Annotated in this window: 10 protein-coding genes; 6 read left to right on the top strand and 4 right to left on the bottom strand. The window is 67.8% G+C overall.

Going from position 1 to position 14480, the window contains the following annotated elements; genetic code table 11:
- The first annotated feature begins 165 nt into the window (after window positions 1–165).
- Window positions 166–1515, top strand: a complete 1350-nt coding sequence (locus EDD31_RS12150) for a CapA family protein (protein WP_123304383.1) — start codon at window positions 166–168, stop codon at window positions 1513–1515.
- A 20-nt stretch (window positions 1516–1535) separates the two neighbouring features.
- Window positions 1536–2906: a CapA family protein gene (locus EDD31_RS12145; RefSeq protein ID WP_148058947.1), complete on the top strand. Its 1371-nt coding sequence runs from the start codon at window positions 1536–1538 to the stop codon at window positions 2904–2906.
- Window positions 2907–2963: 57 nt separating this feature from the next.
- Here the strand turns inward: EDD31_RS12145 and EDD31_RS12140 are convergent, their stop codons facing one another.
- Both EDD31_RS12140 and EDD31_RS12135 read right to left on the bottom strand, forming a co-directional pair.
- A complete protein-coding gene (locus EDD31_RS12140) occupies window positions 2964–5633 on the bottom strand; it encodes an FtsK/SpoIIIE family DNA translocase (protein ID WP_123304381.1) in 2670 nt (889 codons plus the stop codon).
- A 63-nt stretch (window positions 5634–5696) separates the two neighbouring features.
- Window positions 5697–7382, bottom strand: a complete 1686-nt coding sequence (locus EDD31_RS12135) for a ribonuclease J (RefSeq protein ID WP_123304380.1) — start codon at window positions 7380–7382, stop codon at window positions 5697–5699.
- A 300-nt stretch (window positions 7383–7682) separates the two neighbouring features.
- Between EDD31_RS12135 and EDD31_RS12130 the strand changes: the two genes are divergently transcribed.
- The 3 genes from EDD31_RS12130 to EDD31_RS12120 are packed head-to-tail and all read left to right on the top strand — an operon-like array spanning window position 7683 to window position 10932.
- A complete protein-coding gene (locus tag EDD31_RS12130; RefSeq protein ID WP_245991165.1) occupies window positions 7683–9011 on the top strand; it encodes an ABC transporter substrate-binding protein in 1329 nt (442 codons plus the stop codon).
- Entirely contained in the window at window positions 9011–10087 is a 1077-nt protein-coding gene (locus EDD31_RS12125; protein WP_123304379.1) for a carbohydrate ABC transporter permease, read from the top strand. Before EDD31_RS12130 ends, EDD31_RS12125 begins: the two co-directional genes overlap by 1 nt.
- Window positions 10084–10932 (top strand): carbohydrate ABC transporter permease, encoded by an 849-nt coding sequence (locus tag EDD31_RS12120; RefSeq protein ID WP_123304378.1) that lies wholly within the window; start codon window positions 10084–10086, stop codon window positions 10930–10932. The genes EDD31_RS12125 and EDD31_RS12120 overlap by 4 nt, the downstream gene beginning before the upstream one ends.
- 69 nt (window positions 10933–11001) lie before the next feature.
- Here the strand turns inward: EDD31_RS12120 and dapA are convergent, their stop codons facing one another.
- Complete coding sequence (gene dapA / locus EDD31_RS12115) at window positions 11002–11901, bottom strand: 4-hydroxy-tetrahydrodipicolinate synthase (protein WP_245991163.1); 900 nt, start codon at window positions 11899–11901, stop codon at window positions 11002–11004.
- A gap of 160 nt (window positions 11902–12061) precedes the next feature.
- Here dapA and EDD31_RS12110 point away from each other — a divergent pair, with 160 nt between their 5' ends.
- The gene (locus EDD31_RS12110) at window positions 12062–12670 is read left to right on the top strand and encodes a GNAT family N-acetyltransferase (RefSeq protein WP_123304377.1); all 609 of its coding nucleotides are present in this window, start codon (window positions 12062–12064) and stop codon (window positions 12668–12670) included.
- Between the two features lie 10 nt (window positions 12671–12680).
- On the opposite strand, the gene EDD31_RS12105 is transcribed toward EDD31_RS12110, so the two are convergent.
- On the bottom strand, window positions 12681–14414 hold the full coding sequence (locus tag EDD31_RS12105) for a BCCT family transporter (protein ID WP_123305504.1): 1734 nt from the start codon (window positions 14412–14414) through the stop codon (window positions 12681–12683).
- Window positions 14415–14480: the final 66 nt, after the last annotated feature.

Below are 14480 nucleotides of genomic sequence, written 5' to 3'. Positions count from 1 at the left end.
GCAACGATAGACCCGAAAGTCACTGTGCGGCGGTTCACCAGAGTGCGACCGGATCGTTATGGGCGCTCGGCACGCCACAGTGGCGTTCCCAGGCCCCTGGGCTGGCGTGTCGCCGTGCCAGGTTTCTCGCCAGAGCACGGCTCCCGTGCCGGTAACCTCGCGCTCATGAGGGTTGTCCACACTGCCGCGCGCCGCCGCCGATTCGTGATCGGCCCGAGTCTCGCGGCGGCGCTGACGCTCCTGGCATGCACACCCAGCAGCCCGGGCGTGTCCGACCCCGATCCGCCCCACGCGCCGAGTCGCACTGCCGCCCCGGAGCCGGAGACGCCCGCCACCGAGCCGGAGACGCCGGAGGTCGCTCCGGAGTCGCCCGACGTCGAGCCGGAGCCCGAGTTCGAGGCCGCAGAGTTCACCATCGTCTCCTCCGGTGATGTCCTCCCCCACCCGTGGGTGGTGCTCTCTGCCGAGCGGGAAGCGACGGAGGCCGGCGGTGGGCAGGGCTGGGACTTCTACCCGTTGATGGCCGGGGTGGAGCACTGGATCGCCGGCGCGGACCTCGCTCTGTGCTCCCTGGAGGTACCCATCGCCCCTCCGGGCCAGGAGATCACCTACTACCCCACCTTCGGCGCCCCGGCACCGATCGTGGCCGGGTTGGGCGAGTTGGGCTTCGACGGCTGCACGACGGCGAACAACCACTCGATGGACCGAGGCGTTGCCGGGGTCGTGCACACCCTCGAGGTCTTCGATGAGGCGGGGATGGGGCATGTGGGCACCGCGCGCACCGAGACCGAAGCCGAACAACCCCAGCTCTACGTCCTCGAACGCGGCGGACGAGAAATCACCATCGCCCACATCGCCGGCACCACCATCGACAACGGACTGCCCCCACCGGCCGATCAACCCTGGATGGTCTCCGACGCCGACCCCGACCGCCTCAGCGAACAAGCACGCCAAGCCCGCGAAGACGGCGCAGACCTCGTCATCGCCTCCCTGCACTGGGGCATCGAATACGTCCACGAACCCGTCACCGAACAACTCGAGATCGCCGAAGCACTGGCCGCCGACGGCCAGATCGACCTCATCTACGGCAACCACTCCCACACCCCCCAACCCATCGAGACCCTCGACGGCGGCCCCCACGGAACCGGCATGCCCGTGGTGTGGTCCATGGGCAACTTCATCTCCAACCAGAGTGACCACTGCTGCGCACCCGAGACGGCGACCGGGACCATGGTGGTCGCGACCGTCGAAGCAGCGGCCACGGGTGAGGTCCGGGTCACCGGTCTTGAGTGGGCCGGCGTGGCCAACGACCGCGACGGTCAGCAGTACCTCTACCCCATCGCCGAACTTCTCGATGCTGATCCGGCCGAGCGGCCAGCGCGATTGACGCTCTCCGAGACGACTCTGGTCGCGCGTTACGCCCGGCTCCAGGAGGTCATGGGCACGGAACACGAGCGTTCCAGTGCCCCGGAATCCAGCGGCACACCCGCCGTGGTGGTGCCACGCGAACAGTGAGCACGGGTAGCCTCCGGGCCATGACCTCCCCTCGACTGGCGCGCAGGCGCTCCGCCGTGGCGATCGCCGCCCTCGTCGCGGTCGCGGCCTGCACGCCGAGCACCCCCGACTCCGCCGTCTCCGGCGCTGACCCGAGCCCGGAACCGACATCCGAGGAGCCCGGTGCCGAGCCGAGCCCGGATCCCGAGACCAGCCCGGAACCCACGCAGGAACCTGAACCGGAGTTCGAGCCGGCCGAGTTCACCATCGTCTCCTCGGGTGACGTCCTCCCCCATGCGACCGTGAACTGCTCCGCGGACTGGGCCACCACCGGAGATGCCTGGGAGGCCTACCCGCAGAACTGCACGCAGACCTGGCCCGGCGATGGACAGGGCTGGGACTTCTACCCGTTGATGGCCGGGGTGGAGCACTGGATCGCCGGCGCGGACCTCGCTCTGTGCTCCCTGGAGGTACCCATCGCCCCGGAGGGCGAACAGGTCACCGCCTATCCGATGTTCGGCGCGCCCGATGAGCTCATCGCCGGTCTCGGTGAGCTGGGCTTTGACGGCTGCAACACCGCCACCAACCACTCCATGGACCGCGGAAGCGCCGGCCTGATGCGCACACTCGATCTGCTCGATGAGGCGGGGATGGGGCATGTGGGCACCGCGCGCACCGAGACCGAAGCCGAACAACCCCAGCTCTACGTCCTCGAACGCGGCGGACGAGAAATCACCATCGCCCACATCGCCGGCACCACCATCGACAACGGACTGCCCCCACCGGCCGATCAACCCTGGATGGTCTCCGACGCCGACCCCGACCGCCTCAGCGAACAAGCACGCCAAGCCCGCGAAGACGGCGCAGACCTCGTCATCGCCTCCCTGCACTGGGGCATCGAATACGTCCACGAACCCGTCACCGAACAACTCGAGATCGCCGAAGCACTGGCCGCCGACGGCCAGATCGACCTCATCTACGGCAACCACTCCCACACCCCCCAACCCATCGAGACCCTCGACGGCGGCCCCCACGGAACCGGCATGCCCGTGGTGTGGTCCATGGGCAACTTCATCTCCAACCAGGACGAGCTCTGCTGCATCATGGAGACGGCCACGGGAACGATGGTCGTGGCCACCGTGGCCGTCGATACCGAGGGCGTGGCTCAGGTGACCGACCTGCAGTGGGCGGCCAACACCGTCGACCGGTTGGGCGCGCAGCGAATCTGGCCTCTGGCGGAACTGCTCGAGACCGATCCGGCCGAGCGCCCTAGCGGACTCCAGCTGAGCGAAGCCGATCTGGAACGTCGATACGCGCGAGTCACCGAGGTGATGGGCACGGAGCTCGAACGGCCCGAGGCGCCCGAGCCCAGTGGTGAGCCGGTCGTGGTCGTCCCACGCTCGCAGGAGTAGGCCAGCGCTGTGCGCCCGGCGGCAGCGCCGCCCGGGGAGGACCAGCCTCAGCCCGAGTCAGCGGCGATCGGTGAGGCCCCAGGCGTCCTCATCGCCCTCGTCCTCCTCGTCGTCCCAGCTGTCGGCGGCCGGCGGCAGATGACCGCTCGTGCCCTCGGCGTAACGGTCGGCCGGGAGCGCACGGGTGACGCTCTCAGCGTCCTGGTCGTCGGTGCCGGTCGAGACGGAGTCCTCGCCGTAGCCCACGGTCTCGTCCTCCTCGGGTTCCTCGCCGCGCATCCGCGCCAGGGTGGCCGGCAGGTCATCGGGGCTGATGAGCACGTCGCGGGCCTTCGAGCCCTCCGTGGGCCCGACGACCTCGCGTGACTCGAGCAGGTCCATCAGCCGCCCGGCCTTGGCGAAGCCGACGCGCAGCTTGCGCTGCAGCATCGAGGTCGACCCGAACTGGGTGGTGACCACGAGCTCTGTGGCCTGCAGCAGCAGATCGAGGTCGTCACCGATGTCCTCGTCGATCTGCTTCTTCTGCACCGAGGGGACGACGTCCTCGCGGTAGGTGGGCTTGAGCTGGGACTTCACGTGCTCGACGACGGCGTGGATCTCCGATTCGGTGACCCAGGCGCCCTGCACGCGCATCGACTTGGCAGATCCCATGGGCAAGAAGAGCGCATCGCCCTGGCCGATGAGCTTCTCGGCGCCCGGCTGGTCGAGCACCACGCGCGAGTCCGCCAGGGAGGAGGTCGCGAAGGCGAGCCGTGAAGGAACGTTCGCCTTGATCAGGCCGGTGACCACGTCCACCGAGGGGCGCTGGGTGGCGAGCACCAGATGGATCCCGGCAGCGCGAGCAAGCTGGGTGATGCGCTGGATCGCGGCCTCCACGTCGCGCGGAGCGACCATCATCAGGTCGGCCAGCTCATCGACGATCACCAGCAGGTACGGATAGGGCGCGACTTTGCGCTCACTGCCCGGAGGCGGGGTGACGTGCCCGGCACGGACCGCGGCATTGAAGTCATCGATGTGCTTGTAACCGAAGAAGGAGAGATCGTCGTAGCGCGCGTCCATCTCCCGCACCACCCAGTCCAGGGCTTCGGCAGCCTTCTTGGGGTTGGTGATGATGGGGGTGATCAGGTGCGGGATGCCCTCGTAGATGGACAGCTCCACGCGCTTGGGGTCCACCAGCACCATGCGCACCTCTTCGGGCGTGGAGCGCATCATGACCGAGGTGATCATCGAGTTCACGAAACTCGATTTACCTGCCCCAGTGGCTCCGGCGACCAGCAGGTGCGGCATCTTGGCGAGGTTGGCCACCACGTAGCCGCCCTCGACGTCCTTGCCGACACCCACCACCAGCGGGTGCTCGGTCCGCCGGGCCACCGAGGAGCGCAGCACATCCCCGAGCGCGACAGTCTCCCGGTCGGCATTGGGGATCTCGACCCCGATGGCCTTCTTCCCGGGGATCGGCGAGAGGATCCGGACGTCGGCACTGGCCACGGCGTAGGCGATGTTCTTGCTCAGCGCCGTGATGCGCTCGACCTTGACGCCCGAGCCGAGTTCGACCTCGTAGCGGGTGACCGTGGGGCCGCGGGAGAATCCGGTGACCTCGGCATTGACGCCGAAGTCCGCGAAGACCTGAGTCAGGGCCTCGACTACGCGATCGTTGGCCGCTGAGCGGGCCTTGTGGGGAGCCCCCTTCACCAGGACTTCGTCGGAGGGCAGGGTGTAGGTGATGTCCGGCGAGAGTTCGAGTTGCTCGGCGCGCGCGGGCAGCGGCTCGGTGGGCGGGGCCTGAAGCTCGGGCTTGTCCCCCTCGCCTGCGGCCGGGACCTTCTTCTTGCCCGGCGTCGCCGGCTTTGGTCGTTCTGCAGCGCCACCCGACGTCTCAGTAGGACCGACGGCCTCGTCCGGGGTGCCGCGCAGGGCCGGGTTCTCGAAGGCCTCGTCATGCGCGTACGCACCCGGCATCACCTCGGTCGCGGCACCGCCCTCCGCTTCGGCTCGTGCCCGGCGCCCACGTCGCTTGGGCTGCACGGGGCGCGTGGAGTCGATCAGATCCTCCTGGTCGACCTCATCCTCAGCTTCCGCACGAGCCGGGACAAGACGCCGGAAGAGGTCGCCGACCTGACGGCCGAAGGTGGCCACAGGCGTACCGGTGATGACCAGGACGGCGAAGAAACCCAACAGGATCAGGATCGGTACCGCACCCCACTCCGAGAGGAGCACGGTGAGCGGAGTACCGATGAGCCAGCCCAGGAGTCCGCCGGCTGCCATGAGCGCGTCGAAGTCCCCGCTGGGTGCCGGGAGACCGGAGAAGACATGGATGAGGGCGCACACCGCCATCACCAGAGCGGTGGTACCGATGACGATCCGCACATCGGCCTGCGTCTGCCCACGACGCAGGAACATCCGGATCGACAGGCCGACCAGCACCAGGGGTAGCAGCACAGCGAGGAGGCCGACGGCGCCGGCCGCAGCGTAGTGGATCGCTTCGCCCGCGATTCCGGACAGGCCCGCCCATTCGCGCAGCGCGATGATGATCGCCAGGCCGATCAGACCGAGGGCGATGCCATCGCGGGCCAAGGCCGACTCACCGGCGGGCTGCTTCTCCGGCGGAGAGTCGGCCCCCTTCTTCGGGCTCGCCGCAGCAGCCGCGGAGCGCGGCGAGCGGGGCTTTCGCTCGTTGGCCGGCTGCTTCCGTGGGGCAGATTCGTTTTTCTTGGTGCGCGCACTCATGACCTGGCCACGCTAACCGTCACGGCCGACGCCGCCCGGGACGACTCCCGGTGTGGCGGGGTTTCAGGCCTCGACCACCGTGGGAATGATCATCGGCGAGCGGCGGAGTTTCCGGGCGGCCCAGCGCCCGACGACTCGCCGCATGGCCTGCTGCATCTGGTGGGTGTCTGCGTTGCCGCGCGCCACCACCTCGTTCAGGGCGTCGGTCACATCCGGGAGGATCGCATCGAAGACCGCATCATCCTCAGCCATGCCGCGTGCCTGGATGTGCGGCCCGGTGAGTACCGTGCCGTTCGTGGCGTCGACGGCAGCGAAAATGGCGATGAAGCCCTCTTCGCCGAGGATCCTGCGGTCCTTCAGCTCCGCATCGGTGATCTCACCGACGGAGGAGCCGTCGACGTAGACATAACCGGCCGGCACGGCCCCGGCGATCCGGGCCTTGCCCTCGAGGAGGTCGACCACCACGCCATCCTCGGCGAGCACCACGCGTTCGGCGGGCACACCGGTCTGGACCGCGAGCGCTCCGTTGGCCACGAGGTGGCGGATCTCGCCGTGCACCGGCATGACGTTCTTCGGGCGCACGATGTTGTAGCAGTAGAGCAGCTCACCGGCCGAGGCATGACCAGAGACGTGCACCTTGGCATTGCCCTGATGGACCACCTTCGCACCGAGACGCATCAGGCCGTTGATCACGCGGAAGACCGAGTTCTCGTTGCCGGGGATCAGTGAGGACGCGAAGATCACGGTGTCGCCGGGTCCTACGGAGACGCGATGGTCCTTGTTGGCGATGCGGCTCAGCGCCGCCATGGGCTCGCCCTGGGAGCCGGTGGCCATCAGCACGGTCTGTTCCGGGGGGAAGTCGGTGATGTGCTTGACGTCGATGAGAGTGCCCTCGGGGACGTCGAGGTGCCCCAGCTCCTTGGCGATCCCCATGTTGCGGACCATCGAGCGACCGACCAGGGCGACCTTGCGGCCGTGTGCGTGTGCGGCGTCGAGGACCTGTTGGACGCGGTGAACGTGTGAGGCGAAGGAAGCCACCACGATCTGGCCACCCGCCTCGGCGAAGACGTTCGACAACACCTTGCCGATGTCACGTTCCGGCGCGGTGAATCCCGGGACCTCGGCATTGGTGGAGTCGACCAGGAACAGGTCGACGCCCTCCTCGCCCAGACGCGCGAAGGCGCGTAGGTCGGTGATCCGCCCATCGAGCGGGAGCTGGTCCATCTTGAAGTCACCGGTGTGGAGCACGCTGCCAGCGGTGGTGCGGATCATGACCGCCAGCGCGTCGGGGATGGAGTGGTTGACCGCGACGAACTCCAGATCGAAGGGCCCCAGGGAGTCCTGCTGCCCCTCGCGCACCAGGCGGGTGACGGCCTTGATGCGGTGCTCCTTGAGCTTGGCCTCGATGAACGCGAGTGTGAGTTCCGAGCCGATGACCGGAATCTCGCGATGGTGCCGGAGCAGGTAGGGCACCGCACCGATGTGGTCCTCGTGGCCATGGGTGAGCACCACCCCCACGACGTCGTCCCAGCGGCCCTCGAGGTAGCTGAAGTCCGGGAGGATCAGATCCACGCCAGGTTGGCTGTCCTCCGGGAAGAGGACGCCGCAGTCCACGATCAGGATCTTGCCTGCGTGCTCGAAGACGGTCATGTTCCGGCCCACCTCGCCGAGGCCGCCGAGCGGGATGATCCGCAGACCTCCGTCGGGGATGGGACTCGGCTCGTTCAGTTCAGGGTGGGAGTGACTCACGGGTTCGATTCTGCCAGGTCGGTGCGGCAAAGGCCCCGCGGACAGGCCCGCGGGGCCCATGTCGAAACCCACCGCCCCATCTCCGAAAGCCCACCCCGCGCGTCGAGCACAGACCGGTCCGAACGCCACGGATGGTCACGGTTGGACTACAGCACGCCGGGGATGTCGATTTCGAAAGACTTTCGTGTCAGACTCTGAAACGTTCCGGGCAAGAGAACCTTCTGGCCCCGTCAACGGTGACTGGAGAGGACGATCACGACAATGCGATCAACGACGAGAAGTACCCGCAGGCGGAGAGTGGTGGCGCTCAGTGCCGCCGCTGCCATGGCGCTGGTCGCCGCCTGCGGCAACGGCGACTCGGAGGACCCGCTCGCCGGGACCGATGACGACGCCACCGAGACGGACGACACCACCGACACCGACAGTGAGACGGACGACGCCGGCGAGTCCGGTGACGCTGTGACGCTGACCTGGTGGCACAACTCGAACAACGAGCCGGGCCAAGGCTTCTACGAGGAGGTGGCTGCTGATTTCGAGGCCATGCATGAGGGCCTCACCATCGAGATCGAGGCGATGGAGCACACCGACATGGTCGACCGGCTTGCCGTTTCGTGGCAGACGGGCGACAACCCCGATGTCTTCATGGAGCGCGGGGGCGGCGAGATGGCCGCCAAGGTCGAAGCGGGTCTGATCAAGGACCTCACCGACCTGGCCCCGGACACCATCGACACCATCTCGGCCACCGCTGCTGCCTATGAGCTCGACGGCCGCACCTACGCCCTGCCCTTCTCGATCGGCCTGGTCGGCTTCTGGTACAACACCGACCTCTTCGACGAGGCCGGCGTGGAGCCGCCCACCACGATGGATGAGCTCTACGACGTCATCGACGGGCTCAAGGCAGCCGACATCGAACCGATCTCGGTCGGAGCTCAGGACGGCTGGCCGGCAGCGCACTACTGGTATTACTTCGCGGTGCGTCAGTGCTCGGTGGAGGCTCTGGAAACGGCCACGGTCGACATGGACCTCTCCGACGAGTGCTTCACGCGCGCCGGCGAGGACCTGCAGGCCCTCATTGACGTCGAGCCCTTCAACACCGGATTCCTGGGCACCCCGGCTCAGGCTGGTCCCACGAGCGCCTCGGGCCTGCTGGCCGCCGAAGAGGTCGCCATGGAACTCGCCGGCCACTGGGAGCCCGGAGTGCTGCAGGGCCTGACTGAGGACGGCGAAGGACTCGACGGCCGCTTGGGCTGGTTCCCCTTCCCGGCCGTGGACGGCGCCGACGGCGACCCCGAAGCACAGATGGGCGGCGGTGACGCCTGGGCCTGCGCCGAGAACGCCCCGGACATCTGCGTGGACTTCATCGAGCACCTGCTCTCCGATGAGGTGCAGCAGGGCTTCGCCGAGAACGACATGGGCCTTCCCACCAACCCCTCGGCCACGGAGTACGTGGCCGACGAGTCCATGGCCCAGCTGCTTGAGTACCGCGACACGGCACCGTACGTGCAGCTCTACCTGGACACCCTTCTCGGTGAGGCTGTCGGCGGTGAGATGAACGACGCGATCGTGCGCATGTTCGGCGGACAGGCATCACCGGAAGACATCGTCAACGCGATCGAGTCCGCTGGCTGATGTCCGACCTTCACACCCTGTCCCGGCGGCGGACCGAGGTCCGCCGCCGGGATGGGGACCCCGCACCCCAGCGCCGGCGACGCGACGGCTCACGTCCCAATTCCTGGCGCACGCGCGCCGAGATCGCCTTCTTCGTCACCCCGGCACTCGTGCTCTTCGCGATGTTTGTGGTGGTCCCCGTCATCCAGGCGGCGCGCTACTCGGTCTACTCCTGGAACGGCCTCGGGCCGCCGACCGACTTCGTCGGCCTGGACAACTACCGCCGCGCGCTGACCACACCGACCTTCACCGGTGCTTTCTCGGGCAACATCGCTGATCCGTCACTGAGTGACTTCTTCTCCGGCGCGATCATGCACAACCTGGTGATCGTGGTGCTCTCGATCGTGATCCAGTTGCCGCTGGGCCTGGCCATCGCGCTGTTGCTCAACCGGAAGATCTGGGGACGCACCCTGCTGCGCGTGGTGATCTTCATGCCCTACGTACTGGCGGAGGTCGTCGCCGGCGTGATCTGGGCCATGTTGCTCCAGCCGCGTGGCCCGTTCACGGCCATGTTCGAAGCCGTCGGCCTCGGTGATTACGCGCAACTCTGGTTGGCCGATCCGGACATCGCCCTGTTCACCGTCATGGGCGTCATCACGTGGAAGTACCTGGGCCTGGCCATCATCCTCTTCCTGGCCGGTCTGCAGGGTGTGCCCGAAGACCTCTACGAGGCCGCGCAGCTCGATGGTGCGAACTGGTGGCAGGTGCAGTGGCGGATCACGGTCCCGCTGCTCGGGCCGACCATCCGCACCTGGGGCTTCCTGTCCATCATCGGCTCACTGCAACTCTTCGACATGGTCTACATCCTCACCGGCGGCGGGCCCCTGGACTCGACGATCACCATGGCGATCTACATGATCGACAACGGCGCCAACCGCAGCCTGTACGGCTACGCCTCCGCGGTGGCCGTGATCCTGTTCGTCATCTCCTTCACCATCGCCGTGCTCTATCAGACTCTTGTGCTCAAACGCGACAACGCGGATGACACCGTGGTGCGTACCCGGAAGCAGCGTCGCGCCGAGGAGGCAGCCCGATGAGCCCCCAAACTGCGAACCGTGGCCTGCGCCGCGGCGGCGGTGGCAACCCGCTGGTCTACGCCGTGGCGCTCATTGTCGTGGCCGCGACCGTCGGGCCGGTGCTCTATGCCGTCCTCGGTGGTTTCCGGTCCAACGCCCAGCTCGCCAGTGAGCCGGTGGGCCTGCCCGATCCGTGGATCTTTGAGAACTACGCAGGGATCTTCAACTCGCCGACCTTCTGGCAACTCACCCTGAACTCGGCGATCATCGCCATCATCACCACGGTGATCGTGGTGATCTTCGGGGTGATGGCCGCCTACCCGTTGGCGCGCTACCGTTTCGCCGGGCGGGACCAGCTCTATCTGGTCTTCGTCCTCGGCCTGCTGTTCCCGCTGACCGTGGCGATCGTCCCGCTGTTTCTCATGGTGCGCGATCTGTCGATGACCAATACGTGGTGGGGCGTGGCGCTGCCCCAGGCGGCCTTCGCGCTGCCGATGACGATCGTGATCCTGCGGCCTTTCCTGAGGGCACTGCCCAAGGAACTGGAAGAAGCCGCCCAGATCGACGGCGCCTCGCGCATCGGTTTCTTCTGGCGGATCCTGATCCCGCTCTCCGGTCCAGGCATGGTGACGGTCGGCGTTCTCGCCTTTGTGGCCTCGTGGAACGCCTACCTGCTCCCGCTGCTCATCCTGCGGGGCAGCATGCGAACTCTGCCGCTGGGTGTGGCGGACTTCTCCAGCCAGTACGCCTCGGACACCGCCGGGGTGCTGGCCTTCACCACGGTGGCCATGATCCCGGCATTGGTCTTCTTCCTCGCCATGGAGCGCCGTATCGTCTCCGGCCTGCAGGGAGCCGTGAAGGGCTGAGCACCCAGCTCCGTTGAGCAGACGATTCCGCTGTGGGCGGCCGGCGCCACGCCGGCCGCCCACAGCGGTTCAGGCGTCAGCGGTTCGGAGCAATCCCTCAGTCTGGAGCTCGGACGTCAGTTCCGCCACCTCGGCCTCGGTGGCGGTCACCAGCGGAAGCCGGACCGCCGGGGAGGGGATCACACCCATCTGGTGCAGGGCGTGCTTGGCCATCACCGCCCCCTGGCCGGTGCCCATCAGCGCGGAGACCAGTGGTCGCATGCGGCCGGCCACCACCCGCGCCGCCGGGAGATCTCCGGAGTCCACCGCGGCGATCATCTCGGCGTAGGACCTCGCTGCCACGTGCCCCACCACGGAGACCACGCCGGAGGCTCCGTGGGCGAGCCACGCGAAGTTCAGCGCGTCGTCCCCGGAGTAGAACTCCAGCCCGGTGCGCGCCATGCGCTCGAAGCCCGCCGGCACGTCTCCGGTGGCGTCCTTGACGGCGAGGATGCGTGGGTGCTCGGCCAGGCGGTCCAGAGTATCGTCGGCGATCGCCACGCCGGTGCGGCCCGGGATGTCATAGACCATGACCGGCAGGTCGGTGGCGTCGGCAATCGCCACGATGTGCCGGTACACGCCCTCCTGAGAGGGCCGGTTGTAGTACGGGGTGAGAGCGAGCAAGCCGTGGGCGCCGGAACGTTCACCAGCCTTGCCCATGCGGACCGCGTGCGCGGTGTCATTCGATCCGGCGCCGGCAATGATCATCGCGCGGTCGCCCACGGCCTCGACCACGGCGCGGGTGACATCGTCCTTCTCCGGCTGGTGGGTGGTGGAGGACTCACCTGTCGTGCCGTGCACCACGAGCGCATCGGCGCCGTCGCGGACGAGCTTGTCCGCGACGACCGCGGCCGCGTCGGCATCGACTGAGCCGTCCTCTCTCATCGGGGTCACCATGGCCACGGCTACCGAGCCGAATGTTCGCTGCATAGCGGCACCGTACCGCCGGATCCGAGCCATCGCCGCCACCCCGGCAGGCCTCCTGCCGCGGCACTGTCCCACCGGAAATCCTCCGGCTGGAGAGCACACGTGAGGGACGGCCCGTCGATGACGGCACGGAGTGACCACCGCCGGGCCGTAGGCTGAGTAGATGCGCCTCGCTTCTCCCACGGCCGATCTCTCAGTGCGGCCTGCGCTCCCTGAGGACGCCCCGATGATCGGTGACATCCACGCCCGCACCCTCCGTGCCTCGTTGGCGGCGGGACTGGGGCACGAACTCGATGCGGCGGTGCGCGAGATCCTGGATGCGGATCATTTCGCGTCGCAGTGGCACGAGGCCATCACGGCGCCCCCCTCCAATCAGCACCGGGTCCTCACCGCGCTCGACGGTGCCCGGGTGGTGGGCTTCGCTGCCTACGCACCGGCTGAGGTACCCGTCGAGATCGTGAGAGCAGAGCAGAGGGAGGCAGAGGACGGATCCATGTTGGCGGGATCCGACACCCCGCCCACGGCGGAGATCCTGGCCCTCGAGGTCCCAGCTGCCGAGCAACGCCGCGGGCACGGATCGCGCCTGCTCGCCGCCTGCGCCGATCTCGTGCGCGACCAGGGCATGGAGCGCGTACAGATCTGGATCGTCAAGAACGACGAATCTCGCACCCGCTTCCTCTCCGAGGCCGGGTTCGCGCCGGCCGGGGCACGGCGGACCCTCGACGTCGCCGGAGACGACGTGGAGGAGATCTGCTGGTTCGCCGGACTGTAGGGCGGGTCTCTCAGGAACGTGCCGGATCGTCGGGGAACCGGGTCGGCTGACCAGCACCGTCGACCTCGCGACCTGGTGACTGATCGCTCTTGCCCACCGTCCCGGTCTTGCTGAGCAGGGCCGCCTGCTCGGGGGTGCCGCCGGCCTCGTCCACGCGCCGCTGGGCTTCCTCCGGCGGCAACACCTTGCGCCAGCGCCGGGTGCGCAACGGGGGCCGCTCTCCGGCGTCTTCCTTCAGGGCACGCAGCAGGCTGTACATCATGAAGTAGCCCAGTGCGAAGAAGGGCAGGCCGACCACGATGATCACCTGTTGCAGGGCACTGAGTCCGCCTTCTCCGGTCGCGCCGAGCAGCGTCGCTGCCACGGCGCCCACGCCCACTCCCCAGGCAAGCCGCTGGCGCGTGGGCGCCTTCTCCTCGTGGCCGTTGCTGATCATGTCCATGACCAGCGCAGAGGAGTCCACGGAGGTGGTGAAGAAGATGATGACGATGAGGATGGCCACCGCGGAGACCGCGGGCGCGACGGGGAAGGACTCGAGGAACACGAACAGGGCGCTGGCCGGGTCGTCGTCGTCGACCACCGGCTCAATGAGGGTGCCCGGGGCGTTGAGCTCGATGTCGAAGGCCGCCCATCCGAAGATGCCGTACCAGATCATCGAGAAGGTCACCGGGATGGCCAGCACCCCGACCACGAACTGCCGGATGGTGCGACCGCGGGAGATGCGGGCGATGAAGATGCCCACGAAGGGCGACCACGAGATGGTCCACGCCCAGTAGAAGACGGTCCAATCGTTCTGCCAGCCGGAGTCGGCCAGCGTGTCGTTCCAGAACGCCAGCTCGGGCAGCATGCCGAGGTACCCGCCCACGCCCTCGATGGTGCCCTTGAGCAGCAACAGGGTGGGCCCGGTGACGAGCACGAAGACCATGAGCGCCACGGCGGCGATGATGTTGATGTTCGACAGCCGCTTGATGCCCTTGTTCAGGCCCACGGCCACCGAGATCAGCGCGATGAGGGTGACGGCGGCGATCAGCAGCACCTGGACGAGCCGCGATTCGTCGATCCCCCACAGGCTGCTCAGACCGGAGTTGATCTGAAGAGTGCCCAGCCCGACGGAAACGGCGACGCCGAACATGGTGCCCACGATCGCCGCAACGTCGATGGCGGCACCGAGCGGTCCATGAATCCGGTCGCCCAGAATGGGGTGGAAGACCGAACTCACCCGCGGCGGCAGGTTCCGCTTGTACATGAAGTACGCGAAGGCCAGTGCCGGCAGGCAGAAGATGGTCCAGGTGTGGAGGCCGAAGTGGTAGAAGGTGACGCCGAGCGCCTCCCTGATGGCCTCGGGGCTGCCGCCCTCGACATCCCCCATCGGCGGGTTGGCGAAGTGGTTGATCGGCTCAGCCACCCCCCAGAACATGAGGATCGTGCCGATACCCGCGGCGAAGAGCATGCCGAACCAGGTGCGCCCGGAGTGTTCGGGGCCTTCGCCCTCAGGCCCGAGCTTGACCCTGCCGAAGCGAGAGACGGCGAGGTACGTCAGGAAGACCAGGAAGGCGGTCACCCCGAAGATGTAGAACCACCCCATGTTGGTCAGCAGCCAGCCCGAGGCACCGGCGAAGGCCGAGTCCACCGGTTCGGTGAAAGCGATGGTGCCCGCCACGAAGATCACGATGATCGCCAGCGCCCCGAAGTAGATGCGAGGGCTGGTGCGCAGGCCCAGGGCGTCGTGCAGTCGGTCCAGCATCGTCACAAGACTTCTTCCGCTCGCCGGTGTGGGTCGCCGAGAGCGTAGCGTTTTCGGCCCCGCCGT

Source organism: Bogoriella caseilytica (assembly GCF_003752405.1).
GTDB lineage: Bacteria > Actinomycetota > Actinomycetes > Actinomycetales > Actinomycetaceae > Allobogoriella > Allobogoriella caseilytica.
Note: the sequence above shows the minus strand (reverse complement) of the source record. Positions and strands in the feature narration are given on the sequence as shown.

Coding starts and splice junctions, on each gene's coding strand:
- EDD31_RS12150 (WP_123304383.1), top strand. CDS start 166: ATGAGGGTTGTCCACACTGCCGCGCGCCGCCGCCGATTCGTGATCGGC.
- EDD31_RS12145 (WP_148058947.1), top strand. CDS start 1,536: ATGACCTCCCCTCGACTGGCGCGCAGGCGCTCCGCCGTGGCGATCGCC.
- EDD31_RS12140 (WP_123304381.1), bottom strand. CDS start 5,633: ATGAGTGCGCGCACCAAGAAAAACGAATCTGCCCCACGGAAGCAGCCG.
- EDD31_RS12125 (WP_123304379.1), top strand. CDS start 9,011: ATGTCCGACCTTCACACCCTGTCCCGGCGGCGGACCGAGGTCCGCCGC.
- EDD31_RS12120 (WP_123304378.1), top strand. CDS start 10,084: ATGAGCCCCCAAACTGCGAACCGTGGCCTGCGCCGCGGCGGCGGTGGC.
- dapA (WP_245991163.1), bottom strand. CDS start 11,901: ATGCAGCGAACATTCGGCTCGGTAGCCGTGGCCATGGTGACCCCGATG.
- EDD31_RS12110 (WP_123304377.1), top strand. CDS start 12,062: ATGCGCCTCGCTTCTCCCACGGCCGATCTCTCAGTGCGGCCTGCGCTC.
- EDD31_RS12105 (WP_123305504.1), bottom strand. CDS start 14,414: ATGCTGGACCGACTGCACGACGCCCTGGGCCTGCGCACCAGCCCTCGC.